The following is a 20,782-nucleotide window of genomic DNA, read 5'->3' as shown; positions in this document are numbered from 1 at the left end:
CCTTATTTAAGATTTAAATATCTAGTATGCCAAAAGTTGTTTCAAATCAGTTTCAAACCTGCCTTTCGGCAAATATTGATCTTCTAACGCTTTTGTAAACGGAATTGGCGTGTCTAAACTTGCTGTGCGTTTTACGGGAGCATCTAAGTATTTGAAACAATTTTCCATTACCATTGCCGAAATATCACTGGCTATTCCACCAAACATAGAATCTTCCTGATAAATAATCACTCTTCCCGTTTTCTTTACAGAAGCAAAAATAGCTTCAGTATCCAAAGGTTGTAAAGTTCTCAAGTCCAATAAATCAGCCGAAATTTCAGGATTTTTTGCTAATGTATCCAAAGCCCAATGTACTGCCGCACCAAACGAAATAATTGTAACATCATTTCCTTCTTTCAACAAAGCCGCTTTTCCTAATGGAATCGTATAATAATCAGTAGGAACATCTTGGTAAACACTTCGATACAGTTGCTTGTGCTCAAAAAACAATACTGGATTCGGGTCGTTTATGGAAGTGTTTAAAAGTCCTTTTGCATCATACGGAAATGCAGGATAAACTACTTTCAAACCTGGCGTTTTTGTAAACCAAGCTTCATTGGTTTGAGAATGAAAAGGACCTGCTTGTGTTCCGCCACCGCAAGGCATACGAACCACAACATCAGCTTTTTCTAACCAACGGTAATGTGATTTGGCCAATAAATTCACAATTGGATTAAAACCTGTCGAAACAAAATCGGCAAACTGCATTTCTACAATCGCTTTATATCCATTAATCGACAATCCCATTCCTGCCGAAACCACCGCACTTTCGCAAATAGGTGTATTAATGACACGCTCTTTGCCAAACTGCGCTACAAAACCATCTGTAATTTTGAAAGCACCGCCATATTCAGCAATATCCTGACCCATGATTACTGAATTTTCATGACGTTCCATCGATTGCCTCAAACTAGTTGAAATCGCATCTATAAAACGAATATTTTCTTTTTTATCTGAAGGGTTAACTTGTTCAAATACATACGGTTTGTAAGTATCATTTAGCTCTTCACTTAATGAAGCTTCAATCTCAGGTTCTGCATTGGCTATAGCCAAACTTTCGTCGATATCTTTCTTTATTTCAGCATGCAAGGTCGCATCAAAATCGGCTGTAAGAATTCCGTTTTCGGTCAAATAGTTGAAGTAATTTTTAACGGGATCTTTAATTGCCCACATATCCATTAACTCTTGCGGAACGTATTTGGTGCCACTCGCCTCTTCATGCCCGCGCATTCTGAAGGTTTTGAATTCCAATAATACTGGACGTGGATTTTCTTTCATCGAAGCCTTTAATTCGAATAACAAATTATAGACTTCCAGAATATTATTTCCATCAACAATATGGCTTTCCATTCCGTATCCTTTTCCTTTATCGGCTAGGTTTTCGCAACGGTATTGTTCATTCGTTGGGGTCGAAAGGCCATATCCGTTATTCTCAATAACAAACATAACCGGTAATTCCCAAACGGAAGCAATATTCAATGCTTCATGAAAATCGCCTTCACTTGTAGCACCTTCTCCAGTGAAAACTGCCGTAACTTTTCCGTTTTTCTTGAGTTTATTGGCTAAAGCGATTCCGTCAGCAACTCCTAATTGTGGACCTAAATGCGAAATCATTCCAATAATCTTGTATTGTTGTGTTCCAAAGTGAAAACTTCGATCACGGCCTTTGGTAAAACCATTGGCTTTGCCTTGCCATTGCGAAAAAAGGCGGTATAGCGGAATGTCTCTTCCGGTGAAAACACCTAGATTTCTGTGCATTGGCAAAATGTACTCATCCGAATCTAAAACTGCCGTTACGCCAACAGAAATAGCCTCTTGGCCAATTCCAGAAAACCATTTGGACACTTTTCCCTGACGGATAAGAATCAACATTTTTTCTTCTATCAGTCTTGGTTTCAGTATTCGCTTGTATAAATCTAATAATTGATCGTCCGTAAGATTTTTTCTGTCAAAGGTCATTTTTTTGGTTTTATTGTATGGTTCAAAGATAAAAAAATATAACAATTTATCAATATTTTGTTATATTTTTTTAATTTACTTCTAAGTTTAAAATTTAGATATAAAATTATTCTTTACATTTGTATCTGCAAGGTTTTTAACCTTACAATTATTAAAAAATATTTAAAAATATGCAAAACATTCCTAGTGTTGACTTGCGTGATTTCCTTTCGGACGACCCGAAACGTAAACAAAAATTTGTAAATGAAATCGGAAGTGCATTTGAAGATATTGGCTTCGTTGCACTCAAAGGGCATTTTTTAAACGATCACTTAGTTGATGAATTGTATGGCGAAATTAGAAAATTTTTCGCTTTACCATTAGAAACAAAACACAGTTATGAAATCCCTGGAATTGGCGGGCAAAGAGGGTATGTTTCTTTTGGAACAGAGCATGCCAAAGGCAAAAAAGAAGGCGATTTGAAGGAGTTTTGGCACTTTGGACAATATGTATCTGAAGATTCAAAATACGCATCAGAGTACCCTGAAAATGTTGAAGTTAAAGAACTTCCCCGTTTTAACATTGTAGGCAAAGAAGCCTATCAAATGCTGGAAAAAACAGGAGTTTATGTTTTGAGAGCTTTATCCCTTCATCTGGGTTTGGATGAATTTTATTTTGACCAGTATGCTAAAGACGGTAATTCAATCTTAAGACCTATTCATTACCCACCTATCACATCTGAACCAGCAAACGCTATTCGTGCAGCTGCTCACGGTGATATCAACTTGATTACTTTATTGATGGGTGCGCAAGGAAAAGGGTTGCAAGTACAAAATCACAATGGAGAATGGATTGATGCCATTGCTGAACCGGACGAATTAGTCATCAATGTGGGTGATATGTTATCGCGTCATACCAATAACAAATTGAAATCTACGATTCATCAAGTGGTAAACCCACCAAGAGAATTATGGGGAACTTCACGTTATTCTATCCCGTTTTTTATGCATCCAGTGAGTGATATGAAATTGGATTGTTTGGAAAATTGTATTGATGCAGAACATCCAAAAAAATTCGAAGATATTACCGCGGGAGCCTATTTATACGAGCGTTTAGTAGATTTAGGGCTTATTAAAAAATAAACTTAATTTACGTCAAATACTAAAAGACATTAAGTTTATGCTTAATGTCTTTTGTTTTTCACCAATTTAAATCAGCATTATCTGCGTTCAAAATATATAAAGTTATGGACTTACAAGACCAATTAAAAAACCTTTTTCCAGATCACGAACCATCTCCTGAAGATCCAATTGAAGAAGTGGCTCACGAATTATACGTTCAAAAAGAGCCTATGATTTGTAAATTCGAAAAAAGAAAAGGAAAGGCGACTACCATAATTGAAGGGTATGAAGGTACTGACGAAGATTTTAAAATTTTGGCCAAAGAAATCAAAACAAAATTGAGTGTTGGCGGAACTTTTAAAGATGATTCTATTATCATACAAGGTGATTATCGCGATAAAATAATGACTATTTTAAAAGAAAAAGGTTTTAAAGTAAAACGTGTTGGAGGGTAATCCCCTCCTAACCTCTCCGAAGGGGAGGAACCAAAACGAAATAAAAAAATACTATCTAAATCCGGCACTGGCTCCCTCTCCTTTGGAGAGGGCTGGGGTGAGGAAAAAATAATTTAACAATGATACAATCATCAGAATTAATATTAAATCCAGACGGTAGCGTTTACCATTTGAATTTAAAACCAGAACATATTGCACACGATATCATTTTTGTAGGGGATCAAAATCGAGTGGAAAAAATCACGCAGTTTTTTGACAGCATCGAATTTTCGACTCAAAAAAGAGAATTCAAAACCCAAACCGGAATTTTCAAAGGCAAACGAATTACGGTAATATCAACAGGAATTGGCCCTGACAATATTGATATCGTTATCAACGAACTGGATGCTTTAGTCAATATTGATTTAAAAACCCGTCAACCAAAAGAAAATCTTACTTCATTGAACATCATCCGAATTGGAACTTCGGGTTCTTTGCAAGCGGATATTCCTGTGGATAGTTTTGTGATGTCAAAATTTGGATTAGGTTTGGACAACATGCTCCGCTCCTATTTGATTGACGAAGTTTCGAATCTTGAGATGGAAGATGCTTTTGTAAAACACACCAATTGGGATTTACGAAAAGGAAAACCGTATGTGATTTCGTGTTCTGAAAAGTTAGAGAAAATTATAGAAAGCGATAAAATGCATAAAGGAATTACGGCGACTGCAGGTGGTTTTTATGGTCCTCAAGGACGAGTGTTGCGTTTGAATATACAAGATGAAGAATTGAATGCTAAAATGGATAATTTTGAATTTGGCGACAACCAAATCACAAATTTAGAGATGGAAACGGCAGCTATTTATGGACTTTCAGCTCTTTTAGGACATAATGCACTTTCTTTAAATGCTATAATTGCTAACAGAGCTTCGGGAATATTTAGTGAAGATCCATACAAAGCCGTGGATGAATTGATTGCGTATACGTTGGATAAATTAGCTAATCAATAGTAGAAAATCAATTTTATTTTGGAGCTAATTTCTACTCTACACTGTATCTTTTATGCTGTCTGAAAAATTGACTCGTTCCTCGCAATGACAACACAAAAGGATGCCGTTTCGATCAGGGCTAAATCGGTACATAACAACATTTTTTATAAACATCATGAATCTTATTTTAGAAACCAACCGATTGCTTTTAAGAGAAATGCTGCTGTCAGATGCAGAAGCTTTATTTGAAATGGACAGCAATCCTAAGGTACATCAATATCTTTGGAACAAACCATTAACGGATATTAGCGAAGTACATTCCTATATAAAACTTGTTAGAGAACAATACATCCAAAATAATATTGGACGATTTGTGGTTGTTTTGAAAGAAACCAATGAATTAATTGGTTGGGCCGGATTAAAATACAACACCGAAATGGTCAATAACAAGGTTAATTTTTATGATATTGGATATCGTTTAAACGAAAAATTCTGGGGCAAAGGATATGCCAGTGAAGCCAGTTTTGCTTGGCTGGACTATGGTTTTAATGTAATGGAAATCAAAATTATGGAAGCCGCAGCGCATACGGATAATATCGCCTCAAACAGAATACTACAAAAAATTGGACTGAAAATGACCGAACAATATATGGAAGACGGCGTTTCTTGGAATTGGTATGAATTAATAAATCCTAACCTATAATGAAAACAATAAAAATAGCTGGAGTTCCGGAACATTTCAATCTTCCTTGGCATTTGTCAATAGAAAACGGAGATTTCAGAAAAGAAAACATTCATTTACAATGGACTGACGTTCCAGAAGGAACCGGAAAAATGTGCCAAATGCTTCGTGATGACGAGACTGATATCGCCGTAATCTTAACCGAAGGAATCGTAAAAGATATCGTTGCCGGAAACCCGAGTAAAATAGTTCAGGTGTATGTAGAAAGTCCTTTGATTTGGGGAATTCATGTGGCCGCAAAATCAAATTATAAGACATTAGCTGACTTAGAAAATACCAAAGTAGCCATTTCCAGATTGGGTTCCGGTTCGCAATTAATGGCGTATGTAAATGCCGATAATCAAGGTTGGAAAACGGATAATCTTCAGTTTGAAATTATAAATACTATTGATGGAGCTGTCGAAGCGTTGACAAATGGAACCGCTGATTATTTTATGTGGGAACGTTTTATGACCAAACCATTAGTCGATAAAGGTATTTTCCGAAGAATTGCAGATTGCCCAACACCTTGGCCCTGTTTTGTAATTGCGGTTCGTGATGAAATTTTGGAAAAAAATCCAGCTATTATTTCAAAAATTCTTGCAATCATTAATCAGACTACGCAGGAACTCAAAGATATTCCAAGTATTGACAAAACTTTGGCTTCAATTTACCACCAAAAAATTGAAGATATTCAAGAATGGTTGTCGTTAACGCAATGGTCACAAAAACCATTATCAGAAAAAATGTTAAACAAAGTTCAAAATCAACTTTTTCAACTTAAAATTATCGATAAAAAAGGTACTTTTGAGGATATTGTAAAAACAGTCTAGATTACTGTTTTTATTTTTACTATGATAAAAATAAAAGAAATTAATTTTCAGGGTATAAAACAGCGATTTCAGGTCAAAAAACCCTGGGATGACGTTATTATTTTTATCCTGAACATATTAATTGCCGTACCCGTTTTTATAATTGTACATCAAAACTTAATCAACCCAAATTGGTTTCTTAATATTGATCGAGTTGTTTTATTCTTGTTGATAATCGTAATTATTCAAATCATTCTGCGATTTTTAAGAACGATTATTCTATTTTGTATCATCTTGTATTTGTTAGTCTTACTTTATGGCTCTACGATAGGAAACTATGGGTTCAACAGCGTTTATGAGGATTATAATTCAATAATGTATACAATGTCGGATAATCCATATCCACAAGATATTATCATTGCAAAACTGCTACCGTTTCCCAATAAAACAAAAATCATCAATGCCATAGAATATCAAAATCCTAAAATCAGGAATTTTGCGATTATGGCAACTTCAAAACATTTTAAAGACGTAAAAGGATATTCTGATTATAGAACCATTATTCAATGCTTTGCAGTTTTCAAGGAAATAAATAGCAGATGGAACTATGTGAGCGACCCAAAAGCACGAGATTATATTGCTACTGCTACTGAATCATTGCTTTATTTTTCTGGTGATTGTGATGATCATTCGATATTAATGGCTGCCACTATCAAGTCTATTGGTGGAACTCCCAGATTAATCCATACTACAGGACATATTTATCCAGAAATACTGATAGGTTCGCTTACTGATTTAGAAAAAGTCAATTTTCTAATTAAGAATGTGTTATTTGTCAATGAAAGTAATGAAAAAAAACTTCATTATCACGTTGATGAGCGTGGTCAAATTTGGATGAATCTGGATTACACAGCCAAATATCCCGGCGGACCTTTCCTGTCCGAAGAAATTTTAGGTGCCTTGACATTGGATTAATTTGATTTCATTTTTTGTTTAATAAATCAAATCTTATCCCCTTCCAAATTTATAAGTATACCGTTACTCCTTCTCTTTAGTCATTAAATTTTCCTATCTTAACCAAACTTAAAATTTTTTTTTATTAAAAGTTTACTATGGAAAATTCAAAACTCAAAGCCTTTATCCCTCTTTTTTATCTGGTGTGGTCAGATGACTTCTTAACTCAAAAAGAATTCATTACGCTACAAGATTTTATTCGTTCCCAGAGCTGGATTTCGGAAAAGGAACAGGAATTTCTTCTTTCAAAAGTAACTGTTTCATCTCCACCATCCAGAGAGCAACTCGCTGATTGGAAAGCTGAAATTGAGCAAATTATTCAAAAAAAGCCTTCCATCAAATCCATTTTTGATATTTCAACTGTACTTTCAGAAAATGATGCAATTATTAAAAACCTCGCAGCTGATTTTATAAAACTTGAAAATGATCTGGGAATTTTAGGCGAAGAAGCTATTGGAAGTTTTAAAACAAAGGCAAAAACCTTTACTTCAAATTACCAAACTGCTAACACATTCGAAATAGAAAAACTGACAAAAATTTTGGATGGAGAACAATCCGCAATCATTAAGAAGGTAAAATCAATCATCAGTCGACCTGAATTTGCCTACGAAACTTCGACTGATACTGCCGTTTACCGTGAAAAAGTATACGATTGGTGCAAAATCCTAGCGAAAGAAAACTTAGGTAATATGGCCTATCCAAAACAATACGGCGGTGGCGAAAACATTGGTGATTATTTTGCCATCATGGAAACATTGAGCTATCATGATTTAAGTCTTGTAATCAAATTTGGGGTACAATTCGGGCTTTGGGGAATGAGTATACAATCGCTCGGAACAGAAAAGCATTATAGTAAATACTTAAAAGATATTGGTTCGCTCCAATTACCCGGCTGTTTTGCAATGACTGAAACCAATCATGGTTCGAATGTAAAAGGAATGGAAACAACGGCGACATATAACCACGACAGCCAAACATTTATTATTCATACACCACATGAAAATGCGCAGAAAGAATATATTGGTAACGCCGCATTACATGGTCAAATGGCTACGGTTTTTGCCAAATTAATCATTGATAAAATTGATTACGGAGTGAATGCCTTTATTGTTCCAATACGTGATACTAATAATAAAATTCTGAAAGGTATTACTATTGGTGATTGCGGACTTAAAATGGGACTTAATGGCGTTGATAACGGAACAATTCGTTTTGAAAATGTTGTCATCCCGAAAGAAAATATGCTAGATCGCTTTGCCTCTGTAAACGAAGAAGGGATATTTGAAAGCCCGATCCCGAGTGATAATCGACGGTTTTTTACGATGCTAGGAACGTTGGTAGGTGGCAGAATTGGAATTCCGAGATCTGCACTGGCCGCAGCCAAATCAGGATTAACAATAGCAATTAAATATAGTGACAAACGCAGGCAATTTGGACCAGAAGGCGGCTCAGAAGTCCCAATCTTGAATTACCGTATGCATCAACGCAGACTAATTCCATTATTAGCAAAAACATATGCAATACATTTTGCGCTACACTATTTGACTTCCCGTTTTATCAATAAAAAGGAATCTGAAATGCAGGAAATTGAAGCCCTCGCTGCCGGGATGAAAGCCTACTCAACCTGGAGTACTACAGATATTTTGCAAGAATGTCGCGAGGCCTGCGGTGGCAAAGGATATCTATCTGAAAATCGTATTGATTCCTTAAAAAATGATACCGAAATCTACACCACTTTCGAAGGCGATAATACTGTATTGATGCAATTGGTGGCTAAGAATCGTTTGTCAGAATTCCGAAAATCATTTGGTGAAATGGATGCAATGGGAATGATTAATTACGTTTATGAAAATGCCAAGACTGTAATTTCTGAAAAAAATCCAATTATAACCCGAAAAACAGATGATGGGCATATACTCGATGATGAGTTTCATTTGAATGCCTTTCAACACAGGGAAAAAACTACATTGGCTTCTGCAGCAAAACGATTGAAAAAACTGATTGATAGCGGACTTGATCCCTATGATGCATTTAATGTGGTACAGCACCAAATGATTGATGTCGCTCAGGCTTATCTCGAACGAATTGTTCTGGAGCAATTTCAAAAAGCCATTCAGAGTATCAAGGACAAAAAAAGCAAGAAAATTGTATTGAAATTGAGCCAATTATACGCCCTTTCACAGATTGAAAAAAATAAAGGCTGGTATCTTGAAGATGGTTACATGGAAGCCGCAAAAACAAAAGCCATACGCAAGATGGTGAACCAGCTTTGCTGGGAAATCAGGCCGGATGCAGTTTCTTTAGTAAAAGCATTTGACATTCCTGAAAGTTGTCTTGCCGCTCCAATTGCATTGTAATAGGATCCAAGCTTTAATCAGTTTCCAGTGTAAAAAGTGATTTTATTAAAAAAATTCATCAAATAAGGAGTTTTTATAGTTCAAACGAAACTATTTAGGAGCTATTTTGGGCACGAATTAAAGAAACAAAGTATACGTAATACTATAACTATAAAATTTTTATCTTGATTTGTTTTTTAGCATTTATAACAAACTTAAAACAGGGATCTTTCAAACTAAAAAATTACATTAATGGCATCAATAGACTTTGAACAATTGAAACAACGTTCCATAAAAATAAGAGAACGCTACCACGAATTAGAACTTATACACCACGGGAGCGAATGGACCGTACAAGAAGATGCCTTAGCTTTCCTAACCGATGCTGGTTTAGTAGGAAGACTTGCAATGTCACAGCAAGGAAGATGGCCAAAAGAAAATACCCAAGAAGAACTCAAACATAAATTAGGGGAAACTATCTGGTGGCTAACAGTATTGGCTGATAGAATGAACATCAATATTGAAGAAGCCACAGAAAAATTCTTAACTAAAACTGAAAAATTATTAGAAAAATAAACTAAGGATAAGTGTCTAAAAATAAGGCAAGATGCTAAAATCGATTATTGGTTGTGAAAAAAGGAGTTTATGAATTTTTGAGTCAATATTTAAACCATACAAAAACTCCATTATTTCTAATGGAGTTTTTGTATGGTTCATACGATACTGTCTACGGACCATCTTCTTAAAATTTAGTTTTTTTCCCTTTTAAAAATTTCCCTTCCTTGGTGAATTCTAGATCAATATTGTTCGTTAAATCCACATCGAGGTCTTTGTGTCCATAATCAATGTGCGTGATTTTTTCGTTCGGATAGTTCTTTGCCACGTAATCTTTGATTGAGGCAGGAATGAATGCGGTTGGAATGGGTTTGTCGCCACCATCTACCTCACGGTAGGAACCGTCTTTCCAAAATTCTACTTCTGTACCATCTTTAAGCTTGACTTCATATCCTTTTTCTCCTTGTTCCGCATCTTTCTTTGCGATGTTAACGGATGTATGGTTAAAATATTTTTGCAGGAAATCCTGTGCTGCTTTTGGTAATTCAGTAATTTCTATTTTCTTTTGAGCATTGGCCGATAGTACAAAACCCAATAATAATGCTATAAAAGTGATTTTTCTTTTCATGGTTTGCATATTTAAGTTATCGTACTGCTAATTTACGATAAGTAAAAATGCATTCAAATCAATTTAAGAAACCTTTAATTTTTATGATAATTTTTTTGACGCTTATATTTAATAATCTATCAAAAATAAAAAAATTCGGAAATAATGGAGTTTTTTGTAGTTCTTACAAACCTGTTTACGAACCATTTTTTGCAAAATTTCAAAAAACTTTCAATAAAATAGCGCTGAGATATCCTTTCTATTTCAATTTGAAAAAAGTAGTTTTGTGCCGCTAATATTTTGGCTTAAAGTTATGCTACTGCCACAAGCGACAAACGCTGAAAAATGTAAATTTCTCAGGTTAAATCATATAGAAGTAATGAAAGTCATAACCACTACTATACTATTAAGCCCAACATCAATTGTATCGGTTAAGTTTTTTCTTTTAAAGAGAAGTCAAGATCAAGTAAAATAAAGAGGAAGTGAAAAAAGTGGAAAATGAAGAAGTAAGCTGGACTATTTGTCCCGAATGTCAGGGACGCGGTAAAAAAAGTCGAGGGCTCAGCAAAAAAGTACGACTCCGCTACCAGTTGGCATTCGATCAATTTGAAAAAACGAAAGGCGAAGGGACGGCTCCAGTTCGTCCTCAGGGCCACCTATACTCCTGCTTGAACTGCTACGGATCCGGTTTAGTTCATTCTGCCAGTCCTCCAATAGCGGATAAAGAAAACTACCCACACGTTGCTATTATTGGCGGTGGTATAGGTGGAGTGGCTCTAGCTGTGGCTTGTTTGCACCGCGAAATCCCCTTTACCCTTTATGAGCGCGATAGCAATTTCGATACCCGATCTCAGGGCTACGGACTCACTTTGCAACAAGCTAATAAAGCAATCAAGGGATTGGGTATTTTCTCGTTAGAAGAAGGGGTGATTTCAACAAGACATGTGGTTCACACTACAGAAGGAAAAGTGATCGGTGAATGGGGAAACAGAAAGTGGATAAAGTCAGAAGCGAAAACGTCTCCGAAACGTTCAAATGTACATATCGCAAGGCAATCTTTGCGCTTAGCTCTTTTGGAGCAACTTGGCGGACATGGTGCGGTACAGTGGGGGCACCAGTTAGTGGATTTTAAGGAATGTGAGGGTGTAGGTGTTGATCTCAACTTTCAAGTAAATGGGGAAATGAAGAGCTACAAAGCGGATCTTGTAGTTGGAGCCGATGGTATTCGCAGTTCGGTGCGGAGGTTACTGATTGGTGACGATATTACCCCTTTACGTTATCTAGGTTGTATTGTGATATTGGGTATTTGTCCTTTGAGTGCTCTCGAAGGTCTTACTAGTTCTTTACTGGACTCGGCCACTGTATTTCAAACCGCCAATGGGAATGAGCGAATTTACATAATGCCTTATGCGTCAGACTCAGTGATGTGGCAACTTAGCTTCCCAATGCCAGAAGAAGAGGCTAAGATGTTAAGTGCCCAAGGACCTCAAGCACTCAAGGAAGAAGCGTGTCGTAGAACGCTGTGGCATGATCCCATTCCTCCCATTTTAGCGGCAACCCAGGAAACTCAAATTTCTGGTTATCCCGTGTATGACCGAGAATTGCTCAGTTCAGAATTGCTAGCAAAAGCAGGAAACGCAACTCTAATTGGAGATGCGGCTCACCCAATGAGTCCATTCAAAGGACAGGGAGCGAATCAAGCACTACTGGATGCGCTCACGCTGGCTCGGGGAATCTCAAGAGGATGTAGAACTGCATCTCAATGGCGAAAAGTTGGAGTGAGGGAATCTGTATTAGCTGAGTTTGAAGCAGAAATGTTAGAACGCTGTGCTACTAAAGTGAAAGATTCAGCTGCCGCCGCACAGTTCCTACATTCCGAAATTGTGCTTCATGAGAGTGATGCTCCGAGAGGGCGGTGTCTAAAGAAAAAAGAAGCATAACAAGGTACTTAAATATAACTTAAATAGTTAGTTACGTTTATTGCGGCAACAATTTTAATATTGAAAAAGGTAGATACAATAAAACGTAAACCAAAAACGAGATAAAAATGATTCTGAAATAATTTTTTGGAACAAAAAAACCTCCAAAATCAAATGATTTTGGAGGTTTGTATTTTTTGGTGGGCCATACGGAACTATTTACGAACCATTTTATGCAAGATTTGAAGAAAATTTCAAATGAAAAATACTAAAAAAAATCTTTTTTCTTTTAATAAGTGATTTAAAGAGAAAGTTGGATTATATCTCCATCATCTGGAATTAACAATTTGTCTGAACTAATCTTCAATTCGGCAGCTTTCTTTTTTAAAGATGCTCTTGTTGTAAAGCAATGATCCAAAGCGTCCATATGAACTGTTATGACTTTTGCTTTTCCACTCTCCTTTATTAAAGTCATTGTTTGTTCTTCGTTCATCAAAATTGGCGTGTTTTCATAACCTTTGATAACCGCTCCACCCGAATTAACTACAATATAATCAGGCTTAAACTTTTTGATTATTTTTTTAACATCCTCTGTCCAGATTGCGTCTCCTACAATATATACAGTCGGTTGTTTTTTTGCCTGTAATACAAACCCAGAAGTCTTACCCATCTTCGCTAAAACCTCTCCTGTGCCATGTTGTCCTTCAATTCTAGTGATTGTTATACCATTCCATACTTTCTGATTTTCTAAAACAGTTGCATTAACAAAGCCTTCTTTATTAAAGAAATCTTTATCGGCAGGTTGCATGATTAATTCTATGGATTTATCAAGTATTTTGCTTGCAGGTTGGTCAAAATGATCTTCATGTGTATGCGTTACAATAACCAAATCAACACCTTTAACAATTTCTTCTATAGGAATTTTCAATTCAACGGTAGGATTTTTTTGGATTCCAGCCCAAGAATCAATTGCTCCTTTTGAGGACAACATTGGATCAAGCAACATTTTCTTTCCACTATATTCTATCAATAATGTTGCATTTCTAACTAACTGAATCGTAGGTTTTTTATCTGAATTAATTTGTCCAAACGACAAGACACTGGACAACAGCAGTGCTACTGCTAAAATTACTTTTTTCATAAATTTTTGTTTAATTTTATTTATCTCCAAAGCCTCTTCATTAAGGCTTTTAGAGCATTTAATATGTTGCAAAGGTCTGAACAACAAATTATTTGTATGCTATCAAAAACATACTATTTGATACCATTTTGATAACCTTTTATATTTTGACTCTTGTTATTATTTAAATTGTACTCAAATTTGGCATGTTATAAGCATCTGCTATCAATTTTGCCGAATGCAATATTCCTTCTAGAGAATGTCCTAAGTTGGCAATCATTAATTCATCTGCTCCTGAAGTTTTCTGAAATTCATTCAACTTGCTTACTACTTGGTCCGCAGTTCCATGTATCATTTTTTCATTCCAACCTTCTAGTATGAATCTTTCCGAATTATCATAACTATAGTTTTTCAATTCTTCTGGAGACGGAATAACATAGGTTTGCCCTTTCATCATTCGAAGCATACTGTGTGCAAAAGCATGCGTTTGGATTTTCGCTTCTTCTACAGTATCTGCTGCAAATACAGAGAAACAAGCAATAGTATGTGGTTTATCCAAAACCTTTGACGGTTTGAAATTCTTTCTATACAAATCAAATGCAAATAACATATTCTCTGGAGCCAACTGCGCTGCAAAGCCAAAAGGTAATCCCAATTTTCCTGCCAATTGTGCCGAATATCCTGAAGAACCTAATAACCAAACCGATGGACTATCAAAAGATCGGGCGATGCCGTTTTCACGATCTTGTCCTGGACCTGGAACAGCAAATACCCTATTCTTAAAAGGATGTCCATCATGAAAATCATCTTCAAGAAAATGCAATAGTTCTGTCAAGAGTTCAGGAAAATCTTCCGCTCCTAAATGATTATCACGAAGTGCTGATGCAGTAAGTCCATTGGTTCCAGGCGCACGTCCTATCCCTAAATCGATACGTCCCGAAGCCATCGCCTGAAGCATACCAAACTGTTCGGCAACTACCAAGGGTGGAAAATTAGGCAACATCATACCACCAGATCCTAATCTAATATTTTTTGTGTCACCAATAAGTCTAGCAAGCATCATAGCGGGTGACGAAGTAGAAACGGCAGGCATGCCATGGTGTTCTGCTACCCAGTAGCGAGCAAATCCACGTTGGTCGGCAAACTTTGCCAAAGCAATACTGTTTGCAATAGCTTCAGCAGCAGAATATCCTTTTCCGGTTGTCGCCACATCCAGAATTGACAAAGGCACCGGAGCATTTCCTTGTTTTTTAAGCCTTTGAAAAGAAGCTTGTTTATTATGTGAGTTATCTATATTTATATCATTATTTTTCATAACCTATTGATTTTAAATTGTGTTACAAAACTACTTCGGTAATGCAGAAAAAAGGATACCAAAAAATAGTTATAAACTACCGTTTTGATAATCTGAATTAAAACTGTTTTTATAAAAAAAAAGAGAGTGTCCAAAATGAACACTCTCTTTAAAATAGTTTAAAATTTTACGAAAAATTAACCCCAAAACTCATCTTCTGCAACTTGATCTTCAGAAAATAACCAAACCTGAACAATCTTTTTATCAACAACTTCAAACAAATCCACACCATTCATATCAACTGTTTTATCACCAATTTTTCCACTGAAATGAACAGGAAAGGAAACTAAATTTCCGTTAGACATCAAAGCACCAGTAGGTTATATAACCAACGAACCTTGCGTTGCACCCATCATATCGCCAAGCATTTTGCCGATTGCTTCAAGTCCTGTTTTGGTTCCAGCAAACTGATGTTTGCCTGGTTGATGCCATTTTGCATCTGGACTGAAATGAGAAAATGCTGTAGGAATATCTCCTTTTGAAAGGGCTATTGAATAAGCCGTTACTATTTCTATTGCTGTCATATTGTTGTGTTTTTAAATTTCTGTAAATACTAAAATTTTCATATACTTTATTTTTTATTTTTTCACTTAAAGTTGTACAAAATTACAATAGTACTTACTTTTGCACAAGTACTTACTTGTTAGTTGGGTACTTACCAAATGGTTAGAATTACTGAATAACAATGGAAAAAAACTCAAAAATAAATCCACCTTGTGATGAAAAGTGTCCAGTAAGAGCCTCTTTATCGCTATTAAGTGGCAAATGGACGTTGATGATATTGTTTCAAATCAACGAAAATGCAGTGCGATATGGCGAACTGAAAAGATCGGTTACAGGCATCAGTGAAAAAATGCTGATTCAAGAATTAAATATGCTTGTTGAAAATAAATTGGTTAGCAAAAAAGTCTTTCCCGAAATTCCTCCAAAAGTAGAATATCGACTGACTGAATTAGGATTGAAGACTTTGCCCATCGTGGATCAGCTGGCTCAATTCGGATTAGAAAATTTAGTTTAATAGACCTTTCTTAAAAAGAAATTGCTTAACAACAAACAAGCACCAAACGCTTAATCCAAGATCTAATGAGGATATTAAAATTTCACAAAACCGAATGCGGTGTTGACTTTCTGCTAAATGTATTGCCTTCTGAAGAAGTTAAAGATAACTATAGCAATTCTGAAATTTATAATACCGACTACTTTGAAATTATAGTCTTTAAAAAAGGTCGCGGAACATTATTATTAAATCAACAGAAAATAAATATTTCAGACAATACCATTATTTTTATTTCGCCGTTTCAGCAACGTCAATGGTTTTTAGAAGGTGATGATCTTGATTTTACCGTTCTTGTTTTTCAGGAAGATTTTCTAAATGATTTTTTCGCAGATAAATTATTCACTTATAGTTTACTCTATTTTTATCAGTTAGAATACCCATTGTATTTACCCGTTGATCGATCAGAGATCTTAAAATATTGCGAGCTACTTACAGAAATTAAAACAGAGTTGGTGACTACTAAACCCGATAGCGTACATATTATTCGCTCATTACTTTATTATTTATTACAAAAAATAAATCGACAATATGCGCAACAAAATGAATTGTCAATCGATAAGAATGGTAGTAATTATGCTTTTCAGTTTAAACAATTGTTAGAAAAACACATCAAAGAAAAACAGCGAATTGAAGATTATACTGCTTTATTAAATATCAGCCGAATTTCGCTGAACAAAGCGGTTAAGACGCATTTTAATGTTACAGCAACTTATTTACTCAAGCAACGTTTGCTTTTTGAAATTAAGAATTATTTGATTTATTCTGGTCTTACTGTAGCCGAAATTGCTCACGAATTACACTTTTCTGAACCCAATCATTTGATGCGTTTTTTCAAAACTCAAACAGGAATGACCACAAGTTTATTTATATCCGATTATCAAAATGGTAGTTAATGAATAGTGTTTGGTAGTCTATTTCTTTTAGGTATTTTCTAATTTTGTTATTTTAATTTAAAAAATAAAATCATGAGCAAAGCATTAATTATAGTAGACATTCAAAACGATTACTTTGAAAACGGAGCAATGGAATTAGTATGTTCATTGCAAGCCAGCGAAAACGCAAAACAAGTTTTATCAAAATTTAGAAGCGAAAAATTACCTATTGTGCACATTCAGCATCTTTCGGTAGCACCAGGTTCTACCTTCTTTTTACCAGATACCAAAGGTCAAGAAATTCACGAAAATGTAACACCTTTGGGCGGAGAAAAAGTAATTGAAAAATACTATCCAAACAGTTTTAGAGAAACAGAACTTTTAGAGTATCTAAAATCTCAAAACGTAACCGAATTAGTATTTGTTGGTATGATGACACAAATGTGTATCGATGCAACTGTAAGAGCGGCAAAAGATTTTGAGTTCCAATGTACTGTAATTGGGGATGCTTGTGCGACATTGGATCTTGAAGTAAACGGAAAACAAGTAAAAGCAGCTGATGTACAAACGGCATTTTTAGCTGGCTTGAGTTTCTTTTATGCTGATATAAAAAACACAGCAGATTATCTATCTTAATAAAAAGAAGTACATAACCACAGCCTTGAACAAACATACGTATGTAAAGTAATGTAAGTATTATAGTTTAACTAATAGGTTTGCTGTTTGTGTCAATTAACCATACGAGCCTCGAACCATAATTTCCAGTAAATACGGGAACTTATACAAATAAAGTATTTTAATTCAAGTTTATCGAATCAAAAAAAACCTCCAAAGTCTAAGACTTTGGAGGTTTGTAATTTTTGGTGGTCCATACGATACCGTTTACGAACCATTTTATGCAGGATTTGAAGAAATTAAGTAAGTTGTAAATCCAATTAATTTGGTTCAAATCCAATCAGGGTCTATAATTTATTTTATTTTTTATTGACCCTGTCGGGACAATTTTCAAACCATTTTATGCAAGATTTAAAGAAATTGGCGATGTGTAATTCTTTGTCAATTGCATAAGCTTAATGTAAAGATAATTATTAATTATTGAAGTAACTTGGTCATAATTTGACCATGATGTTGATGTTTACTTTTAAAATTCAGAAACGATAGCCTAAATTTCGACTAATTCTTACTAAATTTCATTACTTGCCTGCCCTGTTTTTCTCTTCTTCGTTACCAAAATCTCGTTGTTTTACATTTATTTGATTATTTCCAAAATTTGAAACTAACTCCCGAGCAGGAAAAAATTCATGAACTGGAGAAAAAACTCAAAGATGCCGAGTTAGAGCGTGACATATTAAAAAAAGTAATCGGCATTTTTCCCAAGAGCGGTCGATGATTTATAGTTTCATTAAAAACAATGAACAACTATTCCCGATTGAAAAAATGTGTAAAGTTCTTTTGGTTAGCAGTGGAAGTTATTACCGTTGGAAAAAACAAAAAATTACCGCTAGGTTACAACGAAAAATTGCCATAAAATAACAAATAACATTGATTTATTTTGAATCCAAGCAACGCTATGGAAGTCCTAGAATAACATTTGAACTTCAGAATTTAGGTTACGAAATTTGTAGAATTACTGTAACAAAATATATGAAACAACTAGGTTTACGAAGTAAATTAAGCAAGAAATTCAAGGTTACAACCAACTCGAATCATAGTTATTTAGTTGTCGAAAATATATTAAATAGAGAGTTTGTTGTAAAAATACCTTCAAAAGTATGGGTTTTGGACATTACTTATATCCAAACTAAAGAAGGATTTGTATAACTGACAACTATTATGGATTTATATGACAGAAAAATTATAGGTTGGAGTTTAAGCGATGGAATGTGTACAGATGAAACCTCGCTTAAAGCTTGGAAAATGGCGGTTAAAAACCGAAATATTGAGGAAGGTTTGATTTTTCATTCCGACAGAGGTGTTCAATATGCCAGCAAAAAGTTTGTAAATGTTCTCGATTCCTATAAAAAAATAACCCGCAGTATGAGCCGTAGAGGAAATTGTTGGGACAATGCTGTAGCTGAAAGCTTCTTTAAATCCTTGAAAACTGAATTGATTTATGGAAACAAACTAATTTCTAAAGAACAAATGAAACTGGAAATCTTTGAATATATTGAAGTTTGGTACAACAGAAAAAGGAGACATTCAGCTTTGAATTATAAAACTATGTAAGTTAAGAATTGATTCAAAAATTTTTGGCTTTAGTCTAACTTATATATGTAAATTAAGTATATCTTTAAATTCATACCAAGCAGAAAAGGAAGTTGCTATCAAGGCAACTGTTTTCTTTACGGGGCTTTGGTTTTCGTTGATAATAGCTTTTAAAGCATACCAGTTTAAATAATTTTGTAAATATTTTGTTGATACTCCATTGAATGTTTCCAGCCATTTTTTTAAGTCCTGTGCTGTTTGATTGACGTGTTGTACATGATAAATTCCTTTTTTTACATATTCTTTTGCTGATACTTTTATGGTTTGATGTTCTAGGGAATTTTCTTTAGCAAAAGCCTCAAAACTTCGATGTCCATCGGTACATAAAACGGTATTCGGTTCTAATTTATCTTTTAATACCTTGTTTATGTCTTCTGCAGATATTCTTCCTCTTGCAGCAACTTGCAGATGTTTATTGCCTTTTCTGTCACAACTAATTAGAAATCTCCTTTTCGGGTGTCGAATTTTCATAACACTATTTTTTCTAATGCTATGCATTAGGATTTGAAGTCCTCTTTAATGATTATTTTCTAATGCGGAATTTGGATTGAAAATATTTTAAATTTTCATGCTAAATTTCTGATCGACCACGTTTTTTATCGGATAAAACTGGATGTTAACGATTTTTTTATTTGCTTCAATACATTTTGGTGATTTGTTTATTATCTTTAGCTATTATTTTGAAAATGTGATTTTTAGTTGTTTAATAAAATAACTTTGAAGATTAACAAATAACTTAGTTAGTGATCTCAACAATAAGTTTTTTTGTAGAGCGGATGCTTCAAGTTTTTTTGAAGTTAATCCTATTTCTGTAAGCTGCGCTCCCCAATGTGTAAGTTTCAGATCTTAGCCTATTTATTGGTTTATAAATTTTTTTAAAATGAGTATTTTATTTTTTTAAGTTTTTATGACCAAATTTTCTGATATTATCCCCAACAACAGAGTGTCTTTTTGAAGTTGATCCCATTGCTGTAAGTTACATTTCTCCAATGTGTAATTTTCAGTTTTTATCCTACTTTATTTATTTAAGAGATTTTGTGGATATTAATAAAGTAGCCCTATTCAACTTGTTCGAATAAAAATATTTGTGATTTGCTACAATTCATAGGGCAAGTCATAAGTGTATAATTTTTTGTAAATATAAAATTATAAAAAGCTGTTAGTTATCGTATTGTAACGGAACTAACTATCAATTTTTTAAGGAGTATTTAAACTAAATTTCAGATATAATGAAATCAAAAATTACCCTTTTTTTACTGGCATTCTTAATCTTTGTTGGTAATGTAAATTCGTATTCTAACGGTGCTAAAATTGACCCTCCAAAAGTGTCAACTTTAAGTAATGGAACTGTTCAATGTGCAACAGTTACGCTGATTCAACCCACCTGTCTATTGGCCACGGGAACCATTACGGTTACCGCACCACTAGGAGTTGGATTGACTTACAGCATCGATGGCATCAACTATCAAAGCAGCCCAATCTTCGCTGGTCTTGCAGCGGGTAGCTATAACGTAACGGTAAATGGTGGCGGTGGCTGTATTTCCACAATAACAGTGGCGGTGATTCTCAGTGCACCAGCAGTACCGGTAGCGGCAACAGTTACGCTGATTCAACCCACCTGTCTATTGG

22 protein-coding genes and 1 pseudogene are annotated in these 20,782 nt (G+C 34.8%); 16 read left to right on the top strand and 7 right to left on the bottom strand.

The features are described from left to right. Nucleotides 1-21: 21 nt before the first annotated feature. Nucleotides 22-1,998 (bottom strand): thiamine pyrophosphate-dependent enzyme, encoded by a 1,977-nt coding sequence (locus E0H99_RS15410; protein WP_131997594.1) that lies wholly within the window; start codon nucleotides 1,996-1,998, stop codon nucleotides 22-24. 170 nt (nucleotides 1,999-2,168) lie between these two features. Here E0H99_RS15410 and E0H99_RS15405 point away from each other — a divergent pair, with 170 nt between their 5' ends. The 8 genes from E0H99_RS15405 (at nucleotide 2,169) to E0H99_RS15370 (ending at nucleotide 9,980) form a co-directional block, all read left to right on the top strand. Beyond that, nucleotides 2,169-3,119 (top strand): isopenicillin N synthase family dioxygenase, encoded by a 951-nt coding sequence (locus E0H99_RS15405; RefSeq protein ID WP_131997591.1) that lies wholly within the window; start codon nucleotides 2,169-2,171, stop codon nucleotides 3,117-3,119. Nucleotides 3,120-3,223: 104 nt separating this feature from the next. After that, complete coding sequence (locus E0H99_RS15400) at nucleotides 3,224-3,553, top strand: translation initiation factor (RefSeq protein WP_121342010.1); 330 nt, start codon at nucleotides 3,224-3,226, stop codon at nucleotides 3,551-3,553. A 119-nt stretch (nucleotides 3,554-3,672) separates the two neighbouring features. Next, nucleotides 3,673-4,542, top strand: coding sequence for a nucleoside phosphorylase (locus tag E0H99_RS15395; RefSeq protein ID WP_131997588.1), 870 nt, complete (start codon nucleotides 3,673-3,675; stop codon nucleotides 4,540-4,542). A gap of 154 nt (nucleotides 4,543-4,696) precedes the next feature. Beyond that, the gene (locus E0H99_RS15390; RefSeq protein ID WP_131997585.1) at nucleotides 4,697-5,224 is read left to right on the top strand and encodes a GNAT family N-acetyltransferase; all 528 of its coding nucleotides are present in this window, start codon (nucleotides 4,697-4,699) and stop codon (nucleotides 5,222-5,224) included. Next, nucleotides 5,224-6,075 carry a substrate-binding domain-containing protein gene (locus E0H99_RS15385; RefSeq protein ID WP_131997582.1) on the top strand — a complete coding sequence of 284 codons (852 nt, stop codon included), beginning with the start codon at nucleotides 5,224-5,226 and terminating at the stop codon, nucleotides 6,073-6,075. The genes E0H99_RS15390 and E0H99_RS15385 overlap by 1 nt, the downstream gene beginning before the upstream one ends. A gap of 21 nt (nucleotides 6,076-6,096) precedes the next feature. Then, nucleotides 6,097-7,029 carry a transglutaminase gene (locus tag E0H99_RS15380; protein ID WP_131997579.1) on the top strand — a complete coding sequence of 311 codons (933 nt, stop codon included), beginning with the start codon at nucleotides 6,097-6,099 and terminating at the stop codon, nucleotides 7,027-7,029. A gap of 137 nt (nucleotides 7,030-7,166) precedes the next feature. After that, nucleotides 7,167-9,425, top strand: coding sequence for an acyl-CoA dehydrogenase (locus E0H99_RS15375; RefSeq protein ID WP_131997576.1), 2,259 nt, complete (start codon nucleotides 7,167-7,169; stop codon nucleotides 9,423-9,425). Nucleotides 9,426-9,656: 231 nt separating this feature from the next. After that, nucleotides 9,657-9,980: a MazG-like protein gene (locus E0H99_RS15370; RefSeq protein ID WP_131997573.1), complete on the top strand. Its 324-nt coding sequence runs from the start codon at nucleotides 9,657-9,659 to the stop codon at nucleotides 9,978-9,980. A 166-nt stretch (nucleotides 9,981-10,146) separates the two neighbouring features. Here E0H99_RS15370 and E0H99_RS15365 read toward each other — a convergent pair whose 3' ends face one another. After that, a complete protein-coding gene (locus tag E0H99_RS15365; protein WP_131997570.1) occupies nucleotides 10,147-10,587 on the bottom strand; it encodes a PepSY-like domain-containing protein in 441 nt (146 codons plus the stop codon). Between the two features lie 461 nt (nucleotides 10,588-11,048). Here E0H99_RS15365 and E0H99_RS15360 point away from each other — a divergent pair, with 461 nt between their 5' ends. Then, nucleotides 11,049-12,506, top strand: coding sequence for an FAD-dependent oxidoreductase (locus tag E0H99_RS15360; RefSeq protein ID WP_131997567.1), 1,458 nt, complete (start codon nucleotides 11,049-11,051; stop codon nucleotides 12,504-12,506). Between the two features lie 280 nt (nucleotides 12,507-12,786). On the opposite strand, the gene E0H99_RS15355 is transcribed toward E0H99_RS15360, so the two are convergent. The 4 genes from E0H99_RS15355 to E0H99_RS17330 all read right to left on the bottom strand — a co-directional run bounded on the left by E0H99_RS15355 (nucleotide 12,787) and on the right by E0H99_RS17330 (nucleotide 15,483). Then, on the bottom strand, nucleotides 12,787-13,626 hold the full coding sequence (locus E0H99_RS15355; protein ID WP_131997564.1) for an MBL fold metallo-hydrolase: 840 nt from the start codon (nucleotides 13,624-13,626) through the stop codon (nucleotides 12,787-12,789). Between the two features lie 163 nt (nucleotides 13,627-13,789). Then, complete coding sequence (locus E0H99_RS15350; protein WP_131997561.1) at nucleotides 13,790-14,920, bottom strand: LLM class flavin-dependent oxidoreductase; 1,131 nt, start codon at nucleotides 14,918-14,920, stop codon at nucleotides 13,790-13,792. A gap of 176 nt (nucleotides 14,921-15,096) precedes the next feature. Continuing rightward, nucleotides 15,097-15,264 (bottom strand): hypothetical protein, encoded by a 168-nt coding sequence (locus E0H99_RS17335; RefSeq protein WP_205728701.1) that lies wholly within the window; start codon nucleotides 15,262-15,264, stop codon nucleotides 15,097-15,099. Between the two features lie 15 nt (nucleotides 15,265-15,279). Next, nucleotides 15,280-15,483, bottom strand: a complete 204-nt coding sequence (locus tag E0H99_RS17330; protein WP_205728700.1) for a nuclear transport factor 2 family protein — start codon at nucleotides 15,481-15,483, stop codon at nucleotides 15,280-15,282. A 161-nt stretch (nucleotides 15,484-15,644) separates the two neighbouring features. On the opposite strand from E0H99_RS17330, the gene E0H99_RS15340 reads away from it, so the two are divergent. The 6 genes and pseudogenes from E0H99_RS15340 (at nucleotide 15,645) to E0H99_RS15320 (ending at nucleotide 19,114) form a co-directional block, all read left to right on the top strand. Beyond that, entirely contained in the window at nucleotides 15,645-15,977 is a 333-nt protein-coding gene (locus tag E0H99_RS15340; RefSeq protein ID WP_131997558.1) for a winged helix-turn-helix transcriptional regulator, read from the top strand. A gap of 65 nt (nucleotides 15,978-16,042) precedes the next feature. Next, on the top strand, nucleotides 16,043-16,909 hold the full coding sequence (locus E0H99_RS15335; protein ID WP_131997555.1) for a helix-turn-helix domain-containing protein: 867 nt from the start codon (nucleotides 16,043-16,045) through the stop codon (nucleotides 16,907-16,909). 72 nt (nucleotides 16,910-16,981) lie between these two features. Beyond that, nucleotides 16,982-17,524, top strand: a complete 543-nt coding sequence (locus E0H99_RS15330; protein WP_131997552.1) for a cysteine hydrolase family protein — start codon at nucleotides 16,982-16,984, stop codon at nucleotides 17,522-17,524. Between the two features lie 906 nt (nucleotides 17,525-18,430). Further along, a pseudogene (locus tag E0H99_RS17665) lies at nucleotides 18,431-18,514 on the top strand (hypothetical protein); the annotation flags it as partial. Between the two features lie 18 nt (nucleotides 18,515-18,532). Continuing rightward, the gene (locus E0H99_RS17490; protein WP_240723498.1) at nucleotides 18,533-18,709 is read left to right on the top strand and encodes a hypothetical protein; all 177 of its coding nucleotides are present in this window, start codon (nucleotides 18,533-18,535) and stop codon (nucleotides 18,707-18,709) included. A 12-nt stretch (nucleotides 18,710-18,721) separates the two neighbouring features. Further along, nucleotides 18,722-19,114, top strand: coding sequence for an IS3 family transposase (locus tag E0H99_RS15320; protein WP_131997546.1), 393 nt, complete (start codon nucleotides 18,722-18,724; stop codon nucleotides 19,112-19,114). Nucleotides 19,115-19,153: 39 nt separating this feature from the next. On the opposite strand, the gene E0H99_RS15315 is transcribed toward E0H99_RS15320, so the two are convergent. Further along, complete coding sequence (locus tag E0H99_RS15315) at nucleotides 19,154-19,651, bottom strand: IS1595 family transposase (RefSeq protein WP_131997543.1); 498 nt, start codon at nucleotides 19,649-19,651, stop codon at nucleotides 19,154-19,156. A gap of 731 nt (nucleotides 19,652-20,382) precedes the next feature. Here E0H99_RS15315 and E0H99_RS15310 point away from each other — a divergent pair. Further along, a partial coding sequence (locus E0H99_RS15310) for a hypothetical protein (RefSeq protein ID WP_131997539.1) occupies nucleotides 20,383-20,782 on the top strand: 400 nt, incomplete at its 3' end.

This window comes from Flavobacterium sp. GT3P67 (genome assembly GCF_004349155.1).
Classification (GTDB): Bacteria; Bacteroidota; Bacteroidia; order Flavobacteriales; family Flavobacteriaceae; genus Flavobacterium; species Flavobacterium ranwuense.
The sequence above is the reverse complement of the archived record's forward strand: the minus strand, read 5'-3'. Positions and strand labels throughout refer to the sequence as shown.